We start from the raw sequence: 20,693 nt of genomic DNA on the forward strand, positions 1-20,693 counted from the left end.
TCTCATACCAAGTTATCAGTCATTTGGATGTGATCACAGATTGTTCACAGTGTCGATGAAGTGTTCCAAATAAAATAGATTTCATTGATTAATCTATATGTTCATTAGAATTTGTTAATTGTTTGCAATTGCAGGTGAGTTGGCGCTTGACTTTTGGATTTTTGCCTGCGGAAAGCTTTGCGCGACGCTCCCCTTTGAAGGGATGTGGTCAACCAGGACTGCGTTCAGCCAAAGGCAGCAGTTTTGCAGACGGTCGCTATAGCGAGGGTCGTCAGGGATGGAGCCTCAGAAAGCGGCCCCATTCCGATTATTGAGAGATTTTGGGTAACCGCTGTTGGGCTTCTGATGAAGTCCATCGCGGTTTGAGGTCGTTTGGTAAATTCTTTTAAAGATTTATATGACATTCAATTTTATAGAGAAGAAAATATTGAAGCTTTGCTTCTTGGCATTCTCTTTTTTGTTTTTGCCGGCGTTTGCGCAAGCGCAAACAGCAGATCTGCAGATTACAAAAACCGGACCGGTGTCTGCCAATGGTGGTGACGCATTTCAATATGTGCTGACCGTCGATAACAATGGTCCCAACGCAGCGGCTGGGGCCAATGTGGTGGATACGTTACCGCCCAATTTGAGCAATGTTGCGGCTGTCTGCGTGTCTGCCATCAATGGAGCGGCCTGCCCTGGCTCCATAGGTATCACCGCTTCAACGGTCACTGCCACTATTCCTGCGTTTCCAGCTTTGGGCCGCGTGGTTTTCCACATTACTGGTAATTTTCCCGCCAGCGGTCCTTCCAGCATCACGAACACGGCCCGTGTCGATACTCCGGCAGGCGTGACCGATCCTGATATGGCCACCAATACCAGTGTGGTGAGCACGGTTATGTCCTATAAAACGGATTTGGCAGTCAGCAAGACGCAGAGCAGCAATGTATTTGCATCCGGCGTGCCAATAACTTACACGATGACGGTGCAGAATAACGGCCCTGCCAGCGCCGATGGTGCCAGTATTCAAGACAGTCTGACAAATTTCGCCAATTACAACTCGGGGCCGCCCTATGACTATCTGACAATAACCAATAGCTTTGTCAGCTGTACAGCCTCAGGCGGTGCTGTGTGCCCGGCCAATTCCAGCTTCAATAGTCAGTCGGCAACGGGCATTGACTATATGTTGTTCAGTACATCCGTCCCCACCTTGCCCGCTGGTGGTTCGCTCAGGATCATCTACACGATGACACCGACTATTACCGGTGCCCAGCGTTGTGGCACAGGGGCAGGGTTTTTGCAGAATGAGTTTCGGGCTTCCGTTCCTGCCGGTATGACCGATTCCGATTACAACAATAATGCTGCCCAGGTGAGTATCGCCACGCCACAGGCACCCAACTGTCCACAGTCGGATCTGGCCGTTACCAAGACGCAGAGTTCCAACACGTTCAGCCCAGGTGTACCGGTCACCTACACGATGACTTTGGTGAACAACGGCCCTAATTCTGCGGATGGCACCAATATCCGCGATGCCATTACCAGCTTTGCCAACTACAACGCTGGCTCCCCTTACGACTACATGAACATCAATGCCAGCTTTGTCGACTGCTCGGCTGCTGGTGGCGCAGTCTGTCCGGATGATGCCAATTTCAACAATATCTCGGCAACGGGTATCGATTACAACCTGTTCGATACGTCGGTCCCCCGTCTGCCTGTCGGCGGCGCTATCACCATCGTATATACGATGACACCCACCATTGTGGGCACACAACGCTGCAGCTCAGGTGCGGGCTTTATCCAAAATGAGTTCCGGGCGACCTTGCCCAGCGGCATGACCGACAGCAACTACAACAATAACGCGTCGCAGGTGAGCATTTCGACGCCACGCGCTCCCGATTGCCCGCAAACCGACCTGGAAGTCACCAAGACGCAAAGCAGCAATGTGTTCGTGGCCGGGCAGCCCATTACCTATACGATGACTTTGCGCAACCACGGCCCCAACCCTGTGGATCAAGTGCAGATCAATGACTCGATCACTAATTTTGCGAATTACACCTATGGTTCGCCTTACCAGTACATCAATACCAGCACGGCATTTGTGAGTTGCAGCGCAGCGGGGGGCGCCGTGTGCCCCGACGCGTCGACTTTTGGCAGCCCGTCGCAGGCAGGAATCGATGTGATGCTTTTCAATACTTCGGTCCCTAAGCTGCCCGTGGGCGGAACAGTGACTGTGGTTTACACGATGACGCCAACAGCGCTGCCGGTCCCCTCGTGTGGCAATAGCGCTTCCAGCTTCATTCAAAACACCTTTTCTGCGACCTTGCCTGCCGGCTACGTAGATGTAGGCCCGGGCAGCAACTCGGCCAGCGTGTCGCTGCCAGTCAGCTGTGCGGATATATCCGTGAACAAGAAGGTGGAGCCGGTGACCACCAGTGTGAGCGGCTCCGCTGTCGTCTACACCATCGATGTTGCCAACGCGACGGGCTCGGCAGCGGCCAGCAATGTGGCGTTTTCCGATCCTCTGCCCAGCGGATTTGTATACGGCAATGCGGTCTGCACCGCCCAGACACCGAATGCGGTCTGTGGCCCGGTGAGCTATGACGCGACCAGCCGCACAGTGACCAGTACTATCCAGGCGCTGCCCGAAGGCGGCATTGTGCGCTTTGTCATCACCGGCTCGGCGGGCAATACTGCCGGCACTTATGCCAATACCGCCTCAGCTGCGGTGGCGCCCGGATGGCTGGACCCAGTGCCTGCGTCAAACAGCAGCACGGTGAATCTTCAGATCTTCAACACCAGCTCGCCCATCACGGTGACGAAGAAGGTCGCTGGTTTGCCAGCGGCGGGCATGCCCGTTGCCATGACCTTCACCGGGACGGTCGTCTGTGGTGCGCAAGCGCCGCAGAAATGGTCGGCAACGGTGGCTGCAGGCGCAGCCAGCGGCGACAGTGCGCCTCTGAGCTTCTACGACAAGGATGCCTGCACCGTGACGGAAGATGCGCCACCCGCAGCACCCAACGGCTATGTGTGGGTGGGAATGGCAAGCATTGCTCCGAACCCGACGAATCCGCTGGGCCCGACGACGCCCTTGACAGTGGTGGTAACCAATACCCTGTCTGCGCTGCCGCCTGGCAAGGTGACGATCACCAAGGTCGCGCAAACCACTTCGGGCGCCCCAGCCACCAGTACTGCGAGCTTCAGTTTTGCGGGCACCGGCGCGGGTGTACCAGCGACCTTGACGGTACTCACCCAGGGCGGCACAGGTAGCCAGACGATCGCAGACTTGGCAGCAGGCCAGACCTATACCTGGACGGAAGGCGCTCTCAATGGTTGGGCACTTGCCAGCCTCCAGTGCACCGACCAGAACGGCGCCTCTCCAAAAAGCACCATCACGACCGACCTCGCACTGCGCCAGCTGAGCGTGGTACTGGCAAGCGGCGAGGAGCTGGTTTGTACCTTCACCAACCGCGAGACGGAAACGACGACCCCGCCAGACCCATTCAATGGCAAATTGAAGGCAGTGCCAGTGATGGACGCGTCGAAGCTGCTGATGATGATGCTGGCTGTGGCTGCATTGGGCGTTGCTGGACTGCGCCGCACGCAACGCCGCTGATTACCGCGTCTTGTTGCAAACGCCGATACCTTGCAAGGGGTATCGGCGTTTTTTTGTGGCACCGGTCTGGCTGACGCGGCACTGCGCTGGCGTGTTTTCCAGTTCGCAATCCCTTGCAGGCGTGGCTTCAATCTTTGGTTTTGCGTTTGCGTTTGGCTGGGCCGCCGCTCAAGAATGCCATCAATGTGCGCTCGGCCGCATGCAAGCCGGTGCTGCCCCGCAGTTTGCCCGCATAGGCATCGCAACGCGCACCGCCTTCGGGGCCTTCACAGACCTCCATCACCAACGGGTGGATATAGAACTTGCGGCAGACAGCGACGGTATTGCCCAGGTGTTGGGCCACCTGTTTGACGATGTCTGGGCCGGTCAGCGGCGTATCGCTGCTGCGCGACTGCAGCGCCAGTGACAGTGCCAGTACGCTGGCGTGCCAGGTGCGAAAGTCCTTGGCGCTGAAGTCCTCGCCGGCAATCTCATGCAGATAGGCGTTGACATGCTCGGAGCGCAGTTGCTTGCGCTCACCCTCATCATCAAGGTACTGGAACAACCGTTGGCCTGGTAAATCCTGGCAACGCCGCACGACTCGCGCCACGCGCGGATCCTCCAGCTCAACCTGCTGCTCCACACCGCTCTTGCCTTTGAACGCCAGCCGGATGCGCGAGGCGCGCATCTTCACATGCCGATTGCGCAGCGTTGTCAGCCCGAACGAGCCATTCTCGCGCGCATAGCTGTCGTTGCCAATACGCAGCGCCGTGGTGTCGAGCAAGCGCACCACCGCAGCTGCCACCGAGGTCTGGGTGGTGTCTCCCGCCTTTAGATCGCGCTGGATGCGTCGGCGAATCAGCCCCAATTTGGCCGCAAAGGCCGTCATGCGGTCGAACTTGGTCTGCTCCCGCTGCTGCTGCCACAGTGCGTGGTAGCGGTACTGCTTGCGTCCCCGGGCATCGCGGCCCGTCGCCTGCAGGTGGCCGTGCGGGTCGGGGCAGATCCACACATCGGTGTAGGCGGGCGGAATAACGAGCTTGCGGATGCGATCCAGATGGCCCGCATGGCGTATCTGCTGGCCGCGCTGGTTCTGGTAGACAAACGTGTCACCCTTTTTGACGCGCCGCCATCCCGGGGTGGCGTCAATGACATAGGCCAGCGGTTTTGGGAGTTTTTGCATGTTTCTGGCTGGCCGAATGTGGGTTCATCGCTGCTTACTGTGGTCACCCACAGGGTAGTGGCGTTGTAGGCGCAAACGTGTCAGCCGGCATCCTATGCAACTCGCGTTTCCTTCCCATTCGCCCATAGGTAGGCGCCCGCATCGCAGGTCTTTTCTTCGTCAACCCCCAGCCTGGAGCCAATTGCCAATCCAGCCTCAACCCTTGAGAGGACGTCGCTCTCATACCCATGGTTGAAATGAAAATTTCACCTTCAAATGTTTTTTAATGTAAGCGTTCACTGTGAAACGCACTAGAATGTCTAATTGTGAAAATATGAAACAATGTGTTTGATTTGGTGTTGGTGTCATTTACTTTGAGGTTTCCATGCGCCTTTCTCTTTATCTATCAAGGCTTGTCATTGCGCTAGTCGTAACGTTCGTAGCCGCAGTGTCCCTGCTGGTCCCGACGGCAGCATCGGCAGCCCCGCCTGCCGCCTGTACGGCCGGAGCCAGTCCCGTCACGAATTCGCCTTGGACCGTCTGCCGTGCAGACATCAACTCCGCATGGGTGTCTGCCAACAACTCAGGACAGTTCCATGCGTTGGCGATTTGCAAGTCATTGGGCTACAAAGCCGTGACAGCAAACGGAGGAACTTGTGGCAGCGTGTGCGGGTACTGCCAAACTTCCGGTACCACCTCCTGTTCCAGTCCGGGCAATGAGCAATATGGTGGTGGGGGCGTTGTCGGTGAGGACATAGCAGGTGGCCCGTTGTTGGCATCCACCGTGCAATGGAAGTGCTCGGAATATGTGGGAGTTACCACCACGGTCGAGGCAAAGGCCAGCGCTGGTGGTTCTGTCTCGCCAGCAGGCAGCCAGTCCGTTGCGGATGGCGAGTCCGTCTCGTATACCCTGGCGCCACAGCCGGGCTACTTCCTGTCTGCCGTCACCGATACCTGTGGTGCCAGTGGTGCGCCGGTGGGCGTGCTGAGCGGATCTACTTACGACGTTCAACCGAAGGGTCCACCCAACGCGTCATGCGAAGTCTCTGCCACGTTCTCCGTCTTTGCACTGAACGTTCAACCCTCGTATGCCGAGACCTATGGCACCACGCTTGATATCCCTCTGGTCAGCAACGGAGGCAAGGCGCCTGTGACCTATGCGGTAACCGGTGGCGCGCTGCCCTCAGGCGTCTCGTTGATGGGAGATGACGTTGCAGGTTATCGCCTGGCCGGCGCGCTTTCCAAGCCGGGTTCCTATGAATTCAGCATCACTGCAACGGATGCGGACGGCGCCCTCAGCGCACCCGCGCTGATCGCCGTGACCGTCAGCCCAGCACCACTCAAGATCACGGCCAACAATGTGACGCTGACGGAAGGGGAGCAGATCCCCGTGCTGTCTGGCAGCTACAGCGGCTTTGTGCTCGGTGACACCTCCGCATCTTTGGCGACGCAAGCAAGTTTCAGCACGACGGCGACCGCTGCTTCGCCACCGGGTACCTATCCCATCACGGTTCAAGGTGGGCAGAGCGACAACTATGCGCTGAGCTACGTGGCCGGCACATTGAATATCCTCCCCGCAGAGCTGGCGATCACGACCACAGATCTGGGCAGCATGCAAGCGGGCAAGGCCTTCAGCCTCGCACTGTCGGTATCCGGTGGCGTGCCCCCTTACACATGGTCTGCAACTGATGCGGACAAGCCACTGCCTGACGGGCTGCGCTTGTCGGGAGAGGGTGTGCTGAGCGGAACACCTACCCATGCAGGTGACTATGTCAGCCGGATCACTGTCACCGATAGCAGCTTAGCCCCGGTGGAGTTCGCTCTGCTCACGACACCTGCGCAGACCAAGGCCGCCAGTGTTGAAGTTTCGCAGGTCTTCAGTGGCACCGTAGCTGCTGCTCAAGCGATGGTGCCGACGCCAGTGCCGACGGTGGGCGGCTGGGCGCTGGCCCTGATTGTCGCCACGATAGGCGGCTTCGCCGTCGTGGGCGTGCGCCGCAGGCAAATGACCCAGATGGCGAAGGACTGATAAGTTTCGCGAATCGGTAGGCTTGGCCACGGCCACCGGTACAGTGGCGGTCCCGTGGCTCTGGTGGCGGGGGCGATACCGCCACCGCCAACTGCACTGCCACGGCATCGTCTCAAGGTGCACGCTCCATCTCCGTCAGCGACAGCGCCGATGCCAACAATGCAGGACAGCCACGTTGACGCCAGGACAGGTCGTCGTCAACGCCCCCCTGGTCGCTGGCGGCGTTAACCCCTTTGCGGTCCCCTCGCTGTCTGGCTGGGCGCTGGCCCTGCGGGCGGCACTGATGGGTGGTGTGGCCCTAGTCGGGCGGCGTGCTGGGCCTCGCAAGCGGTATTGAATGCGGTTGTGGTTCGGGCCAGCCACCTGCCCCAATCAAACCCGCCGTGCCATCCGGTTTCTGCTCCACGATGTCCCCCGACTATTCGGCACCGCATCGCGGAACTGGTCTGCACGGGGGCAGTGCGAGCGGGGTACCCTTGCTAAGCCTCCATTCGTCCGTCTCAGGTTCTTTATTACAAACCCAGTTCCGACAGCCCTGGATGGTCATCGGGCCGACGGCCGAGTGGCCAATGGAACTTGCGCTCGGACTCTTTGATCGGCATGTCGTTGATGCATGCGTAGCGACGGCGCATCATGCCGTCGGATTCGAACTCCCAGTTTTCGTTGCCGTACGAGCGGAACCAATGGCCTGCGTCGTCATGCCACTCATACGCATACCGGACGGCGATCCGGTTTCCTTCATGCAACCACAGCTCTTTGATGAGCCGGTAGTCCAGCTCCTTGTTCCACTTTCTCTCCAGGAAGGCCTGGGCCTCCGCTCGGCTGTGCGCGAATTCCGCGCGGTTGCGCCACTGGGTGTCCAGCGTATAAGCCATTGCCACCTTGGCGGCATCTCGGGTGTTCCAGCCGTCTTCGGCCAAGCGCACTTTTTGGATGGCGGTTTCGCGGGTGAAGGGGGGCAGGGGTGGGCGCGTTTCCATGGAATTACCTCTTTCAAGATGATGTAGAACGATCTGTCTACAAGCGCCATGCTAGCGCATGTGGAACGATCTGTCTACAATGCAGTTATGCCCTCTGCCAAATCCTCTTCAGACGCCCTGCCTCCACGGGAGCGCATCCTTGTCGCCGCGCATGCGCTTTTCTACCAGGAAGGTATACGAGCCACTGGCGTAGACAGGATCATTGAGCAGGCCTGCGTCAGCAAAGTCACCTTCTACCGCCAGTACCCCAGCAAAGATGAGCTCATTCGGGCCTATCTCGAATACCGCCACGGCATGTGGATGTCTTGGTTCGAAACGAGCTTGAGGCACGCCCTTGGTCAAGGGGAATCCGCAGCGCAAGCGCTCAGCACCACGTTGCGGGGCTGGTTCAGCCGGGCTGACTTTCGCGGCTGCGCCTTTCTCAACGCAGCGGCGGAGCTGGGCTCGTCTGACCCGGAGATTCTGAAGGTGGTGCGCCAACACAAGCAGGAAATGGCATCGGTGTTGGACAGCCTGTTGACAGGCGATGCGACACCTGTTGGGCCTGCGTTATCACTGGTAATCGATGGCGCCATCGTGCATGCGCAGATGGGGCAGCCTTTGGATGACGTGATGGACGCGTTCAACGCTACGGCTGCGGCGGTTCTTCAGCAGTGAGCGGCGAGGATACAGGCTGTGCAAGCTTGTAATAGGAATGGGGATGGTTGCTTCAGCTGAAGCGCACTCTTAACGAAGAAGCTCGGCGAACATCAGGCCTCTGGTGTTTCCGCATCCTCTGCCTCCTTGGGCAGCGGCACCCGCAGCACCACCGTCGTCAGCCCCCCTTGTGACCCCACCGACAACTGCGCGCCCAGCCGCTGCGCCCGGGCCTGCATGCTGCGCAGGCCGGTGCCGTGCGTGGAGGTGTTGGCCGCTTCGGAAGCAGGCAGGCCCACGCCGTTGTCTTGCACCTGCAGCAGCAGCTGGCCGGCCTCGCGGGCCAGCACCACGTCCACGCGTGTGGCCTGGCTGTGCTTGAAGGCATTGGTCAGCGCCTCCTGCAGAATCCGCAGCACATCCAGGCTGGCGCTGGTGGGCAGGTGGAGCTGGTCGATATGGCTCAGCTGCCAGTGCATCGCGATGTCATGCACCTCGAAGAGCTGCCCCATGCGGTGGCGCATGGGGGCGAGCAGCTCGCCCAGCGACAGCTCGCCATAGTGCTGGGCGGAGGCCAGGTCGATGATCAGCCGCAGGTCATCGCGCATGCCTCGGAGCATGCCCAGCACCTGGTCGGGCGGCAGCGGGCCGCGCGTGCGCTCCAAGGTGGTGATACTGCCGATCAGCATGCCGCCCAGGCCGTCGTGCAGGTCGTGGGCGATGCTGACCCGCTCGCCCAGGCGGGCCTGCAGCAGCTCCAGCTCATGGCGGCCGGCCAGCGATTCGCTCAGCTCGGCGCGGGCTTCGGCCACATGGTGCTGCATCTCGTCGTTGAAGCTCTCGACGCGCCGGGTGTTCTGCACAAAGGTCCAGGCCAGGGTCAGCGCAATGCCCACGGTGGCCAGCGGCTCGGTGTAGGTGGCCAGGTAAAAGTTGTCGTCCACGATGCGGGTGAAGACCAGCAGGTCATGGGCCATGGCCAGGGCGCTGGCCAGTGCCGTGAGCGACAGCAGGCGCTGGGCCTGGTTGCCGTTGCGCCAGGCCAGACCGACAAACACCCCAGCGGTGGTGAACAGCAGGGCCGATGAGGCCCAGGCCATCACGTTGCGCATGTCTCGCAGCTGGGCATCGGGCACCAGCAGGGTAGCGGCCGACAGCACGGCAATGGCCAGCCACATGGCCGCTTCGCGCCTGGGCCAGCGGCGGCCCATGAAGCGCAGCACAAACATGGCATTGCAACCGTGGTAGAGCACATAGGCGATCGACACCACCGCCGCATAGGTGTTGATATGGTTGAACGGCCAGGGCGTGGTGCTGACAAAGTTGACGGTAAAGCCCACCCAGGCGGCTTGGCGCGCGGCATACCAGCCGTAGGCGGCTTCTTGCCGGCGCATCAGCCACAGCACCAGGAAGAAGCAGCCCAGGGTCGCCCCCACGCCCAGGTGCAGCCAGTTGAGGTTGTGCCGCACCAGGTAGCTGTGCTGCTGTGCCATGCGCAGCAGCTCGGGTGCGCCGATCTCGACGGGGCCCAGCGCAGGCTGGTAGGCGTAGTAGCCGCTCACGCGGATCAGCAGCTCATTGCTGCCGCTGTGCAGCAGCGGCGCGGGCAGCACCAGGTAGCGCGGCGTGTTCCAGGCGCGTGTCATCGGCTCGGTCAGATACGGGTCGCGCTGCAGTTCCACCCCGTTGACCGAGATGACACCGGCTTGCATCAGGTAGTGGATGTAAAGGCCCTGGGTCTGCGGCTCGCCGGCAATGTCCCAGCGCAGCCGGTACCAGACGACACCGCTATAGCCGGGCCATTGCTGGTTCCAGTCGTTGGGCACCTTCACCGGCACCCAGCCGGTGTCGGGCGGCTGCTGGGCATTCCAATCCGAACGTACGGCCTCGGCCGTGCCCGGCCAGGGCTGGCCTTGGGCCTGCGCGGGCAGCACCAGGCACAGCGCTGCCAGGCAGATCAGCGCAGCAAGCCATGCTCGCGCGCACGCCGCAAGGCCTGCGTGCGCGAGCTCACGGCCAGTTTGTCGTAGATATGCCGGATATGGGTGTCGATGGTCCATCGGGATAGGTGCAGGCATTCGGCAATTTCCCGGTTGCTCATGCCCTCGGCCACGTGGTCGAGGATCTGCCGCTCGCGCTCGGTCAGGGCTTCGCGCAGTGCCGGGTCAGGCGGCTGCAAGGGGGAGGCAGGGCGCCCGGCCGGGCGGCCGACCAGGTCGAGAATGCGCCGGGCTATGAAGGGGTCGATGGGCGCGCCGCCCTTGAGCACATTGCGCACCGACAGCGCAATCTCCAGGTCGTCGCGCTCCTTGAGCACATAGCCATTGGCGCCGGCGCGCAGCGCGCCCAGGATCATCTCCTCGGTGCTCCAGGCCGATACCACCAGAATCGGCAGCTCCGGGATGCGTGCGCGCAGCCAGCCAATCAGGTCAATGCCATTGCCATCGGGCAGGCCCAGGTCGATCAGCGCCATCACCATGGGCTGCAGACCGCCGTCGGGCGCGGTCACCCATTGGTGGCACTCGGCCAGCGAGCCGGCCTTGCACAGCTGCTCACGCGCCACGCCCACCGAGCCCAGCACTTCGCCCAGCCGGGCCAGCATGTCGGGGTCGTCATCAACCAGCAGGACGGGGAGGGGTGCAACAGCCATCGCTACATTTTGACGCAAAGATGGAGATCTGCCATCACGCATTTACGGTAGATGTGGCTGCCAGGCGGCTCCGCATGCTGTGCCTCCATGCCCCGAAGAATGAATGCAGCAATACAGGTGTCGCAGCCCATGCGGGATGCCTCAGCCGCCGTGGCAGCAGCTTGCTCCGGCGGCTGGGCCTGCACCCAGCGCGTGGTGGCTGCGCCGAGCACGCTCGGGCCGACAGTCGTAAAGATCGCGCACAGCAGCCAGCCGCTGACCAGGCCACACCAGGTGTGCAGCCAGGCCATGCGCTTGCGAGACTCACCTTTGGTATCGGCGCTCAGAACGTGGCGCGCAGGGTCAGCATCGCGTTGCGCGGTTCGCCGTAGTGGCTGCTGTTGACCAGGTTGCCAATAGACGAGTAGTAGCGCTTGTTGAACAGGTTGTTGAGGTTCAGGCTCAGCTGCCAATGCGGGTCGATCTGGTAGCGCACATAGCTGCTCCAGACGGCACGGCCCGGTGCATGGAGGCTGATCGCACCGATCTTGCGGTAGGAGGCGCTTTGGGTGTTCACACCGCCGCCAATGGTGAGCGCGTTCCAGGCGCCGGGCAGGCGGTAGGTGGTCCACAGGCGCAGCAGGTGCTTGGGCGTGTAGCTGTTGAAATCCAGCCCTTCGTTGTTGATGTCGCGTTTGTAGGTGTTGCGGTTGAAGGTGTAGCCGGCAAACAGGTTCCAGCCCCGGGTCAGCTCCCCGCTGATCTCGGCGTCAAAGCCCTGGCTGCGCACCTGTCCGTCGTCGGTGTAGCAGTAGTAGCCGTCGCGGCAGTCGGGGCCGGAGGCGATGTCTTCGGTGGCGCGGTTCTTCTGGTCAACACGGTACAGCGCCAACGAGGTGTTGGCGCGGCCACCCAGGATCTCGCCCTTCAGGCCCAGCTCATAGGTTGCGCCCTGGATGGGTTTCAGGTTCTGGCCCGCTGCGTTCAGCGACCACTGGGGATTGAAGATATCGGCATAGCTGGCGTAGGCGGACCACTGCGGGTTGAGCGCGTAGATCAGCCCGGCAAAGGGCATGAAGCGGGTGTTGTCCTGGTGCGTGGACGAGGCGACCACATTGCCAGTGGTGGTGGTGATCGTGTCGAAATCGGTCTTGTAGCTGCCCAGGCGGCCGCCCAGCACCAGCTTGAGCGGATCGGTCAGCTGCAGACGCAGCGCACCGTAGGCACCGGCCTGGCGCGTCTTGCCCAGCGTGCGTTCGGTATTGGCATAGCGAATGGCCTCGTCGCTGGGTTCGGTGCGGAAGGGGTCCGGGTCAAACACATTGATCGGGACGGCCGGCGTGATCGAGCTGTAGTCGCTGGTGACCTTGCCCTGGCTGTAGCTGGTGCCCAGCACCAGCTGGTGCTCGCGCCCAAAGGCGCTGACATCACCGACCAGGCTCGCGTCCAGGCCGGAGGCGCTCTGGTCGGCCTGGGTCAGGTTGGTGACGGTGGCGCCCATGTCGGTGGCGGCGGCCACAGCGCGCTGGGACGAGGCGTACTTCATGTCCAACGCTTCCTTGACATGCAGGGCCGAGACCTTGGCGCGCCAGCGGCTGTTGAACGCATGGGAGAGATCGGCGTACAGGGTTTGGGTGTTGTTGTTCTGGCGGTTCCAGCTGGCGCCCAGGTAGGTGGAGCGGGGCAGGCCGATGTCGCGGCCATCGCTGTAGTGCGGCAGGCCCGAGATAAAGGGCCTGCCCTTGAAGGACTCGTAGCTGGCGCCCACGCTGACCAGGGTCTGGGGCGAGATGTCGTATTCCAGGGTGCCGTACAAGGTGCCATTGCGCTGATTGGCGTAGTCGATGAAAGAGTGCTGGTCATCCACATCGATCACTGCGCGGCCACGCAAGCTGCCTTCGGCGTTCAACGCGCCACTGCCGTCGATCTGCGCGCCATAGCGGTCCCAGGAACCGGCCTTGGCGGTGACGGTGACGCCGCCTTCCTTGAGCGGGCGCTTGCGCACCAGGTTGACGGCGCCGCTCGGGTCGCCGCCGCCTTGCAGCAGGCCGGCAGAGCCACGCAGTACCTCGGCGCGGTCATAGATGGCCGTGCCGCCCTGGTAGTTGCTGGCGCGGCCGTAGAGGCGCTGCACGTTCACACCGTCGTACTGGATGGTGGCCATGCTGAAGCCGCGCGAGTAGATGTACTTGCCGCCCTGCGGGCTTTGCAGCAGGGTGATGCCGGTGGTGCTGCCCAGCGCATCGTAGACCGAGGTGGCGTTTTGCTCATCCATCAGCTGGCGGGTGACCACGCTGATGGACTGCGGGATGTCCTTGAGCGCCTGCTCGCCCTTGCCGATGGTGACGGCACGCGGCGTGTAGGCACCCGTCTGTTCGGTGGTGGCGCTGCGGATGGCCGGCGCGGTCACGCGGATCTCGTTGAGGGTCAGGCCAGCGGCGGCGGCATCGCTGCTGGCCGTCGTGGCGCCGGCCTTGGGGGCAACGCGCAGCGCCCAGGTGCTGCCGTCGATCTTGACCAGCTCCAGCCCGCTGCCGGCCAGCGCGGCGCGCGCGGCCTCTTCAGGGACATAGCTGCCGCGCAGCGCTGGCGCCGTGCGGCCTTGCACCAGGCTGGCATCCATGCTGATCTGCTGCCCGCTTTGCGAGGCAATGCGGGCCAGCGTGCTGCCCAGCGGCTGGGCGGGCAGGTCATAGCTTTGGACGGCGGCCGGGTGGCTGGTTTGGGCCTGGGCAGGCAAGCTGCAGGCGATGGCGGCGGCCAGTGCGAGTGCGCCCATATGCGCAGTGGGCAGGGCGGGCGAGCGGCGGAGTGGCATAGGTTCCTTGGAATGGCAGATGGAAAAAATCGAGGCTTCCAAGGGATGTAGAACGAGCGCAAAAAAGTGTTCATTTATTTTTGCGAGGTGGGGGCGATGCGCTATCGCCCTGGGTCGCAAGGCCTGCCAGCACAGCGTTCAGCGCCTCAAGCGGCCTCAATCACCACCAGCCAACCGCGCTGGTAAACGCGCACCGTGATGGGCAAGGTCGCCGCCAGTGCATCAAAGGCGCGGTCACTGTCGTCCAGCGCATAGTTGCCATACACGCGCAGCGCGGCCGCCTGGGGGCTGATGCGGATAAAACCCCGGCGGTAGGCACGCAGCGCCTGCACCACCTCGCCCAGCGGCTGGTTGTGCACCTCCAGCATGCCGCGCTGCCAAGCCGCCTCTGCCTGGGGTTGGATGTCTTCGGCTTCGATGGACAAGGTATCAAAGCGCGCGCTATGGCCTTCTTCCAGTACCTGGCTGGCACCGGCCACGGTGGTCAGGCGCGTGGCGTGCTCGAGCATGCCGACGCGGGTGTAGCGGCTGCTGGCGTCTTCCAGCCGCACAGAAAAGCGGGTGCCCAGCGCCTGGATGCTGCCATGCGGGCTCAGCACCTCCAACGGCGGCAGGCCGTTGCTGGCAGGCTTGGCCTGCACCAGCAGCGCGCCCTGGCGCAGCTTGACCCGGCGGCGGTCCGGGCCAAAGTCCAGGTCCACGGCGGATCGGGCATCCAAAAGCAGTTCACTGCCATCGGGCAGGGTAAAGGCCTGGCGCTCTCCGGTGCCGGTGCGCAGGTCGGCCGTCATCTGGCGCCAGGGCATCTGGTGGTCGGCCAGCAGCAGGGCGCCGGTGGCAACACCACCGACGGCCAATGCGCCGCCCAGCAAGCGCCGCCGGTCATAGCCACGGCGCTGGGCATGCGCCAGCGCCTGGCCCATCACATCGCCCATCGGGGCGGCAGCCTGGGGGCTGACCACGGCGCGGGCAGCGCCAAACTGCGCATGCAGGCTGCCGCTCAGCTGCTGCCAGACCCGCTGGTGCTGGGGGTGGGCGGCGAGCCAGGCCCGGTGGCGGGCTTGGTCGGCCTCGGTCATCTCGCCGGAGTGCAACTGCACCAGCCAGTCCACGGCCGCTTCGCTGATGGGGTCCAGCGCGGGTTCGGTGCGGTCGCTCATCCTGCGCCCAGGCTTTCCGCCAAGGCCGGTGTTGCACTGCGAACCGGGGCGGCAATGCCGGCATCCTGCCGGGCCAAGGCCAGCGCAATGCGCCGAAAGCCTTCGGCCATATGGCGGCGCACGGTGCTGTGCGAGATGCCCAGGCGTTCTGCAATCGCTTCATAACCCAGGCCATCGAGCTGGCTCAGCAAAAAGGCCTGCTGGGCGGGGAGGGACAGGCCATCAAGCGCGTTGGCCACATGGGCCAGGGTTTCCTGCAGTACCGCCAGCTCTTCGGGAGAGGGCATCAGCGGCTCGGGCTGCGCGCCCAGTGCTTCGAGGTAGCTGCGCTCCAGGTCACGGCGGCGCCAGTGGTTGATCAGCAGCCGCTTGGCAATCGTCGTCAAAAACGCCCGGGGCTCACGGATCGCCTCGGGCGGCGTCGCACTGGTCAGCACACAGACAAAGGTATCGGCCGCCATGTCCTGCGCATCGGCTGCATTGCCCAGCCGGTGCTGCAAGCGCTGCTGCAGCCATTGGTGGTGGCCGGTGTAGAGGAGCTGGACGTCGGGGAGGGCAGACATGGGAGGCAGTCGAAAACAGGCGGCGAACCGATGCATTTGAGAATTATTCGCATTCTATGACTGTTTCTAGATGTTCCCAAGGCCGCCCCTAAGACTGTGGCGTTATTGCGCCAGGGCCAGCTGGTGGCTGTGACCGTGGCCGAGGACGCTGTGCGTTGGCGCAGTAAGGCTTGCCAGCCATGGCGAACTGGACCTCTTGGCCATGCCCTGAAGAAGCCGCTGCAGACATGCGCGACTGCAGGCTAGCCAAAGCAGCCTTGGGTAGCGCCATGAAGGCAGTTTTATCCACGGTTCGGCATTACTCGTTGAATGTCCGCGAGCTGCCGTCTTGGTAGAGGATGCTGTTGACGCGGTACTTGAGCTTCATGTTGTCCTTGTTCGTGTTTCTCGCCCATTGGTGGGATTCGATAAATTGGTTGAATCGGAATCCGTATCCCTTCTCGACGTGCTCGGTCCCTGGCATGACGGGTTTCTCAATCGTCCAGTTGACCGCGAATTTCTGCTCGCCAAATAGATCCGTCAAGATGAGAACACCTTTGATGGCTCTGGCAGGCTTATCAAGACCGCTGGGGTTGAACGCGACATCGAAAAACACGTAATCCTGGTAGTCCTGCTTGGCGTATTTCTTCTGCAGCAGCTTGGCTTCCAGGATTTGCTCAGACAGGTCCTTATCGGCGAGGATGGGCGCTGATTCAGGCGAACCCCCTCTGGGCGCTGTTTCCGAGCCTGGAAGGGTGGCGTGGGTGCTGGACGCTGCCAGCTGTGGCGATGCCAGCCCATATTTAGCCACCAGGTATTGCTGGCGCAGCAGCGCAAGGCTGTTGCGCTCTGTAGCGGCTCCGATGACGGCCATGGTTCCTGCAAGGCCACCCGAGTACAGACTTGCTTTTGCGTCCGCCTCTGACACCTTGAGCTCTTGCTTGGTCATCTCCTCTTGCAGCATTTTTGCGCGATCGGGATCCGCCTTGGTAGCGACGGTCTCAACAGTCACCTTGGCCCCGGATTCAATCGCATGGATACGTTGCTGGAGCAAGGCTTCATTGGTTTTGAGCGTTTCTAGGCGCCATGCCATCTGTGCCTTTACAAGCCCACCGCTGAACCTGGCGTTTTGCAGTTCCGTCGCCGAGACTTCCTTCTGCGTGGCATCAAGCTCAGTACGCAGCGCCTTTACCTGCGCCTGCTCTTCCGCGCTGAGACTTTTCTTGCAGCCCACCAATGCCAAACAGATACAAAGCACGCATACGGATAGCCGAGATTTCATATCACCCCTCACTTTTAACTCCATTCACTAATAAACTGACGGTTGGAATTGCGCATTCACCTGGCGTCAGATGGCGAACAACCAGCGGTTGTCGCTGCTGTAAAAATGAATCTATCTGTAAAAATGTCAGTAAACAATCGCAAGGCTATTTTTGGATATTCAAAGATTTCAATATCTCGGTGTGTTCAGACCTCATAACCGGGATGGAATGGCCGCTGCTGGCCGACTCACCGATGTTGGATGCTCGTCGCCAGTTAGACCCATTGAGGTTGTAGACCTGGGTGCGTGTAGCCCCAGACCCGCACAACGCCGTCTTCTACCGAGAATGGGATGCTATTGCGCCGCAATACCTCATGGAGCCAGGCAGCAGATGCGCTTTTCAGCTCCAGCCATTCCCGTTCTTCCACCGGATGGATGTGGTAATAAAACTCGCTGTCCCAGTCGCTGCAAAAGCCAGGCGGTGAAAACACGGTACGCACCCGAAAGCGGGGGTGCGCTTCCATCGGAGCAGCAAGCATCTCGCTGCGCAGCTCTGCCCATTTGGTGTGGTTGAGCACTGGGTGCAGATCTCCGCGTTGGACCATGGTCACCAGGCGCTTTTTGTCTGCCGCATTGAGGCGGGGCATATTTTTGGGCCCCCATCCCTATATATGTTCAACGGTCACGGCAGCTCATTGTCTGCAACGTCCATCGCGGGCTATGGGCAGATTTGGCGGTGAGCCCCGAAGCGCTTGCCACCATCAAGCATCCAACACCGATGTGGCGCAGAGCTGGCCTAGAAACGGCGCCAGGATGACGCCGGGGTGCGCCACCAAGGCGAACAAGCCGTCGATCTCTCCCACGTAAGCGCAGAGTGGCGTTCCGTCCGTCGTCATCGGGCGCTGCGCGGCGGCGATGGAGACAAGAGCAGGCGCCGCAGTGAGCCCCAACAGATGCGCAATCGCCTCAGCGCTGCGCGCAGCGAGCGCGGGGAAACCGCTCTCGGCGTTGTCCGGATAATCGGCCGCAGACACCAGCCCACCGCCCAGCGATGGCCGAAGCTCCAGGTCTTCTGCGCAGAGAAGGTGGCGAAGGCCATGGGTCTCCAAGCCAAACCTCAGCAGCACAGCAGGCGATGGGTAGATGGGAAGATGCACACCGGCTGTCGATGCAAGCGCTTGGGCACCCAAGCCATTGGCAAGCACGACGGTGTCGGCTGTGAGCCTTTGGCCGCCCACGCTGATACCCGACACGCGGCTGCCAGTGACCTCGACGGCATCGACCGTTCCCTGAAGCATGCTGGCTCCAAGGTCTTGCGCGCCTGCCAACAGCTGACGTGCAAAGGCGGCGGGCTCCAGCGCGAAATCGTCGGGCGCCCAGGCGGCAAGTGGCGGTGCCTGGGCCAGCATGGGCTCCTTGTCGCTGATCTGGGCGCGAAGCAGCCGCTCCATGCGCGTGCCGGACGACTGGTGCTCCGCAATCATCGCGGCCGTTTCCTCTTCATTGGATAGCCAAAGCAGTGTGCCGCGCGTTGCGATCGGCAAGGGGCCGAGCTGGCCTTCTAGGGCGGCGAACGCCTCCAAGGCCTTCAGCCTCAGCGCGAATGCGGCTGGGTTGTCAGAAGGGCTGCTTGCGCTGGCTCCCACCCAGCCGAGGGAGGAGGCGGTCGCCGTGCTGCGGCTATCAGGATTGCTTTCGACCAAGGTCACTGCAGCGCCGGCTTTGGCCAGGTGCCAAGCTGCCGACGCACCCATGACGCCACCGCCCACCACAATGACTTTGGCGCGACCTGGGATGGATGGGGGATGTGGGTTCAATAAAGGCATGGGGTGGAAGTCATGGACGGTGGGATGATGCCAAGCAAGATCTCGCTCTGCGCAGCGCTGGCGCAAGATGCAGGTAGCAGGCATCATCGCTTGCATATTTGTAAAGTCTTCAACCGCACATGCTAGCTGCCCCTGACATCCTGTTTCGCCCCGCTGTAGTAGCCGATCTGCCCCAACTCTATGCATCTGACCCTTACGCACAGGCCCATGAGAGCCGAAGGGGGGAGCTGCAGCGCATGGTCCAGCAAGCTGTGTGTGTGGTGGCGGTGGTGGATGGCCATGTGCTTGGATTTGCCGTGTTGGAGTACCACTTCTTTGGCCACGGCTTTGTATCCCTGGTGTGCGTTGCGGCAGCGTACCGTGGCAAAGGTATTGCCCTGTCCTTGCTCATGGAACTTGCGCAGCGGTGTACGACGCAGAAGCTCTTCAGCAGTACCAATGCCTCCAATACCCCAGCGCAGCGCCTCTTTGCACGCGCTGGCTTTGTGCCAAGCGGCATCGTGGAAAACCTCGACCCGGGCGACCCGGAACTTATCTTCTTCAAAGCCTTGCACAAAGACGAGCCGCAGCATCCAGCGGCCCTATAGCTGGAATAGCCGGGTTTGAAGGGCTGCAGCAGCCATCCAAAGTGACTGCATCTGCCTGCTGCGGCGGTGGCTTGGCTTACACTCATCCGCACCTTTTCCAGCGAAGTGCGATCCCCGTGACTACCCCACACCAGATTTCTGAAGCCGAACTTCGGACAGCGGCGGCCGAGGCCGCTCATCACCCGCGTTGCACAAACTGTGCGCCGTTGTGGCGACCGGGTTGGGAGTCCATTTCTGGTGCGGTGAGCATCGACCACCTGGCGCTGCTGGGTGCCTTGGGGAGCGAAGCGTCGTGGGAGCGCCTAGATGAGTTCCATCCCGATGGCACCCATCTATGGTCTCCCGATGCACCCATCGCCCTGGGTTGGCACCCCTACACGCGCAGCAGCTTGTGGCAATGCGCGCAGTGTTCCGGGGCGTTTCTGCGCTACACGGAATACGGCGGCTATTACGTGGAAGAGCGCATTCGGCCCCTGTTGGCGGATCTGATCGTGAATCCTGAGCATTCCTGAAAGACTTCAGGGGTGGGTTAGCCATCCTCAGGTGGTGCCAGAGGATCGGCCAAAAAATCCGAATTGTGCGTCTGCCGCCAAATCATTCCAATAGAGCCCTCCAAGGTGCTTCATGAATGATTCGATTTTCTTCTATGCATTGCTCACCGCCACCTTCCTCTTTGCAGGAATGGTCAAGGGTGTCACCGGCATGGGCCTGCCCACGGTAGCCATGGGGCTGCTGGGCATGGTGATGCCGCCGTCCATGGCGGCATCGATATTGCTGGTGCCTTCGTTTGTGACCAACGTCTGGCAGCTCTTTTCTGGCGGCGCCATTGGCGGGCTGGTCCGCCGCCTCTGGACGATGCTGGTCGCGATTGTGCTGGGGACGGTGGGAGGGTCGGCACTCTTGCCGCGCATGGACCCGACCTGGTCTGGTTTTGCCCTGGGCTCGGCATTGATCGTCTATGCACTCTATGCCTTGTTTGCGCCCGCGCTGTCCATTCCGCGCCCTCTCGAAAAATGGCTGTCGCCCTTGGTGGGGCTCATCACCGGCGTGGTGACCGGGGCGACCGGTGTTTTTGTGATGCCCGCCGTTCCATATCTTGGGGCCTTGGGACTGGACAAGGATGAGCTGGTTCAGGCATTGGGGCTGTCTTTTACGGTCTCGACCGTCGCGCTCGCCCTGGGTTTGCTGGTGAACGATGCATTTCGCTTGAACCAACTCGGCCTGTCGTCGCTGAGCGTGCTACCTGCCTTGCTTGGCATGTGGCTCGGCTCCTTGATCAGAGCGCGTATCAGCCCCAAGCGTTTTCGGCAGTGCTTCTTGATTTTTCTCGTGGTGTTGGGGGTGGAGCTCGCGTCTCGCGTGGTCATTTGATGGGGCGCGGATGGAGACCAGCACCGGAAGCCAGCCACCTGCAAGCCAACTGATGGCTGACACGCCAGGGAGTGCTGCAGAACCGGTGCTTGGCCTGCAAGATGCCCGCGTTCAATACCCG

Annotated in this window: 18 protein-coding genes; 7 read left to right on the forward strand and 11 right to left on the reverse strand. The window is 61.6% G+C overall.

The annotated features are described in order from the left end of the window. Nucleotides 1–397: 397 nt before the first annotated feature. Nucleotides 398–3,592 carry a prealbumin-like fold domain-containing protein gene (locus tag LPW39_RS13450; protein ID WP_230775674.1) on the forward strand — a complete coding sequence of 1,065 codons (3,195 nt, stop codon included), beginning with the start codon at nucleotides 398–400 and terminating at the stop codon, nucleotides 3,590–3,592. A gap of 127 nt (nucleotides 3,593–3,719) precedes the next feature. Here the strand turns inward: LPW39_RS13450 and LPW39_RS13455 are convergent, their stop codons facing one another. Continuing rightward, nucleotides 3,720–4,754, reverse strand: a complete 1,035-nt coding sequence (locus LPW39_RS13455; protein WP_230775676.1) for a DNA topoisomerase IB — start codon at nucleotides 4,752–4,754, stop codon at nucleotides 3,720–3,722. Nucleotides 4,755–5,505: 751 nt separating this feature from the next. Between LPW39_RS13455 and LPW39_RS13460 the strand changes: the two genes are divergently transcribed. Both LPW39_RS13460 and LPW39_RS23610 read left to right on the forward strand, forming a co-directional pair. Beyond that, nucleotides 5,506–6,762, forward strand: coding sequence for an MBG domain-containing protein (locus LPW39_RS13460; RefSeq protein WP_230775685.1), 1,257 nt, complete (start codon nucleotides 5,506–5,508; stop codon nucleotides 6,760–6,762). 43 nt (nucleotides 6,763–6,805) lie between these two features. Then, nucleotides 6,806–7,099, forward strand: coding sequence for a hypothetical protein (locus LPW39_RS23610; protein WP_407928843.1), 294 nt, complete (start codon nucleotides 6,806–6,808; stop codon nucleotides 7,097–7,099). A gap of 175 nt (nucleotides 7,100–7,274) precedes the next feature. Here LPW39_RS23610 and LPW39_RS13465 read toward each other — a convergent pair whose 3' ends face one another. Next, nucleotides 7,275–7,742, reverse strand: a complete 468-nt coding sequence (locus LPW39_RS13465; RefSeq protein ID WP_230775687.1) for a nuclear transport factor 2 family protein — start codon at nucleotides 7,740–7,742, stop codon at nucleotides 7,275–7,277. A gap of 87 nt (nucleotides 7,743–7,829) precedes the next feature. Here LPW39_RS13465 and LPW39_RS13470 point away from each other — a divergent pair, with 87 nt between their 5' ends. Continuing rightward, complete coding sequence (locus LPW39_RS13470) at nucleotides 7,830–8,399, forward strand: TetR/AcrR family transcriptional regulator (protein ID WP_230775689.1); 570 nt, start codon at nucleotides 7,830–7,832, stop codon at nucleotides 8,397–8,399. Between the two features lie 92 nt (nucleotides 8,400–8,491). On the opposite strand, the gene LPW39_RS13475 is transcribed toward LPW39_RS13470, so the two are convergent. The 9 genes from LPW39_RS13475 to LPW39_RS13515 all read right to left on the reverse strand — a co-directional run bounded on the left by LPW39_RS13475 (nucleotide 8,492) and on the right by LPW39_RS13515 (nucleotide 18,710). After that, nucleotides 8,492–10,312, reverse strand: a complete 1,821-nt coding sequence (locus LPW39_RS13475) for a sensor histidine kinase (RefSeq protein ID WP_230775698.1) — start codon at nucleotides 10,310–10,312, stop codon at nucleotides 8,492–8,494. A 23-nt stretch (nucleotides 10,313–10,335) separates the two neighbouring features. Then, complete coding sequence (locus LPW39_RS13480; protein WP_230775700.1) at nucleotides 10,336–11,028, reverse strand: LuxR C-terminal-related transcriptional regulator; 693 nt, start codon at nucleotides 11,026–11,028, stop codon at nucleotides 10,336–10,338. Nucleotides 11,029–11,030: 2 nt separating this feature from the next. After that, nucleotides 11,031–11,318 (reverse strand): PepSY domain-containing protein, encoded by a 288-nt coding sequence (locus LPW39_RS13485; RefSeq protein WP_230775702.1) that lies wholly within the window; start codon nucleotides 11,316–11,318, stop codon nucleotides 11,031–11,033. A gap of 32 nt (nucleotides 11,319–11,350) precedes the next feature. Beyond that, nucleotides 11,351–13,825, reverse strand: coding sequence for a TonB-dependent siderophore receptor (locus LPW39_RS13490; RefSeq protein ID WP_230775711.1), 2,475 nt, complete (start codon nucleotides 13,823–13,825; stop codon nucleotides 11,351–11,353). 146 nt (nucleotides 13,826–13,971) lie between these two features. After that, nucleotides 13,972–14,985, reverse strand: a complete 1,014-nt coding sequence (locus LPW39_RS13495; RefSeq protein ID WP_230775722.1) for a FecR domain-containing protein — start codon at nucleotides 14,983–14,985, stop codon at nucleotides 13,972–13,974. Continuing rightward, complete coding sequence (locus LPW39_RS13500) at nucleotides 14,982–15,548, reverse strand: sigma-70 family RNA polymerase sigma factor (RefSeq protein ID WP_230775724.1); 567 nt, start codon at nucleotides 15,546–15,548, stop codon at nucleotides 14,982–14,984. The genes LPW39_RS13495 and LPW39_RS13500 overlap by 4 nt, the downstream gene beginning before the upstream one ends. A 298-nt stretch (nucleotides 15,549–15,846) precedes the next feature. Beyond that, on the reverse strand, nucleotides 15,847–16,809 hold the full coding sequence (locus tag LPW39_RS13505; protein ID WP_230775726.1) for a hypothetical protein: 963 nt from the start codon (nucleotides 16,807–16,809) through the stop codon (nucleotides 15,847–15,849). Nucleotides 16,810–17,063: 254 nt separating this feature from the next. Further along, nucleotides 17,064–17,435 (reverse strand): DUF6678 family protein, encoded by a 372-nt coding sequence (locus LPW39_RS13510; protein WP_230775728.1) that lies wholly within the window; start codon nucleotides 17,433–17,435, stop codon nucleotides 17,064–17,066. Nucleotides 17,436–17,549: 114 nt separating this feature from the next. Beyond that, on the reverse strand, nucleotides 17,550–18,710 hold the full coding sequence (locus LPW39_RS13515; protein WP_230775730.1) for an NAD(P)/FAD-dependent oxidoreductase: 1,161 nt from the start codon (nucleotides 18,708–18,710) through the stop codon (nucleotides 17,550–17,552). A 23-nt stretch (nucleotides 18,711–18,733) separates the two neighbouring features. On the opposite strand from LPW39_RS13515, the gene LPW39_RS23615 reads away from it, so the two are divergent. The 3 genes from LPW39_RS23615 to LPW39_RS13530 all read left to right on the forward strand — a co-directional run bounded on the left by LPW39_RS23615 (nucleotide 18,734) and on the right by LPW39_RS13530 (nucleotide 20,572). Next, nucleotides 18,734–19,201 (forward strand): GNAT family N-acetyltransferase, encoded by a 468-nt coding sequence (locus LPW39_RS23615; protein ID WP_407928838.1) that lies wholly within the window; start codon nucleotides 18,734–18,736, stop codon nucleotides 19,199–19,201. 242 nt (nucleotides 19,202–19,443) lie between these two features. Continuing rightward, a complete protein-coding gene (locus tag LPW39_RS13525; protein WP_230775734.1) occupies nucleotides 19,444–19,713 on the forward strand; it encodes a hypothetical protein in 270 nt (89 codons plus the stop codon). A 112-nt stretch (nucleotides 19,714–19,825) separates the two neighbouring features. Then, on the forward strand, nucleotides 19,826–20,572 hold the full coding sequence (locus LPW39_RS13530) for a sulfite exporter TauE/SafE family protein (protein WP_230775736.1): 747 nt from the start codon (nucleotides 19,826–19,828) through the stop codon (nucleotides 20,570–20,572). The last annotated feature ends 121 nt before the right edge of the window (nucleotides 20,573–20,693 follow it).

The organism is Comamonas koreensis, from assembly GCF_021026195.1.
Classification (GTDB): domain Bacteria; phylum Pseudomonadota; class Gammaproteobacteria; order Burkholderiales; family Burkholderiaceae_C; genus Comamonas; species Comamonas koreensis.

Coding starts and splice junctions, on each gene's coding strand:
- LPW39_RS23615 (WP_407928838.1), top strand. CDS start 18,734: ATGCTAGCTGCCCCTGACATCCTGTTTCGCCCCGCTGTAGTAGCCGAT.
- LPW39_RS13500 (WP_230775724.1), bottom strand. CDS start 15,548: ATGTCTGCCCTCCCCGACGTCCAGCTCCTCTACACCGGCCACCACCAA.
- LPW39_RS13515 (WP_230775730.1), bottom strand. CDS start 18,710: ATGCAAGCGATGATGCCTGCTACCTGCATCTTGCGCCAGCGCTGCGCA.
- LPW39_RS13455 (WP_230775676.1), bottom strand. CDS start 4,754: ATGCAAAAACTCCCAAAACCGCTGGCCTATGTCATTGACGCCACCCCG.
- LPW39_RS13510 (WP_230775728.1), bottom strand. CDS start 17,435: ATGCCCCGCCTCAATGCGGCAGACAAAAAGCGCCTGGTGACCATGGTC.
- LPW39_RS13530 (WP_230775736.1), top strand. CDS start 19,826: ATGAATGATTCGATTTTCTTCTATGCATTGCTCACCGCCACCTTCCTC.
- LPW39_RS13470 (WP_230775689.1), top strand. CDS start 7,830: ATGCCCTCTGCCAAATCCTCTTCAGACGCCCTGCCTCCACGGGAGCGC.
- LPW39_RS13505 (WP_230775726.1), bottom strand. CDS start 16,809: ATGAAATCTCGGCTATCCGTATGCGTGCTTTGTATCTGTTTGGCATTG.
- LPW39_RS13495 (WP_230775722.1), bottom strand. CDS start 14,985: ATGAGCGACCGCACCGAACCCGCGCTGGACCCCATCAGCGAAGCGGCC.
- LPW39_RS13450 (WP_230775674.1), top strand. CDS start 398: ATGACATTCAATTTTATAGAGAAGAAAATATTGAAGCTTTGCTTCTTG.
- LPW39_RS13485 (WP_230775702.1), bottom strand. CDS start 11,318: ATGGCCTGGCTGCACACCTGGTGTGGCCTGGTCAGCGGCTGGCTGCTG.
- LPW39_RS13490 (WP_230775711.1), bottom strand. CDS start 13,825: ATGCCACTCCGCCGCTCGCCCGCCCTGCCCACTGCGCATATGGGCGCA.
- LPW39_RS13480 (WP_230775700.1), bottom strand. CDS start 11,028: ATGGCTGTTGCACCCCTCCCCGTCCTGCTGGTTGATGACGACCCCGAC.
- LPW39_RS13465 (WP_230775687.1), bottom strand. CDS start 7,742: ATGGAAACGCGCCCACCCCTGCCCCCCTTCACCCGCGAAACCGCCATC.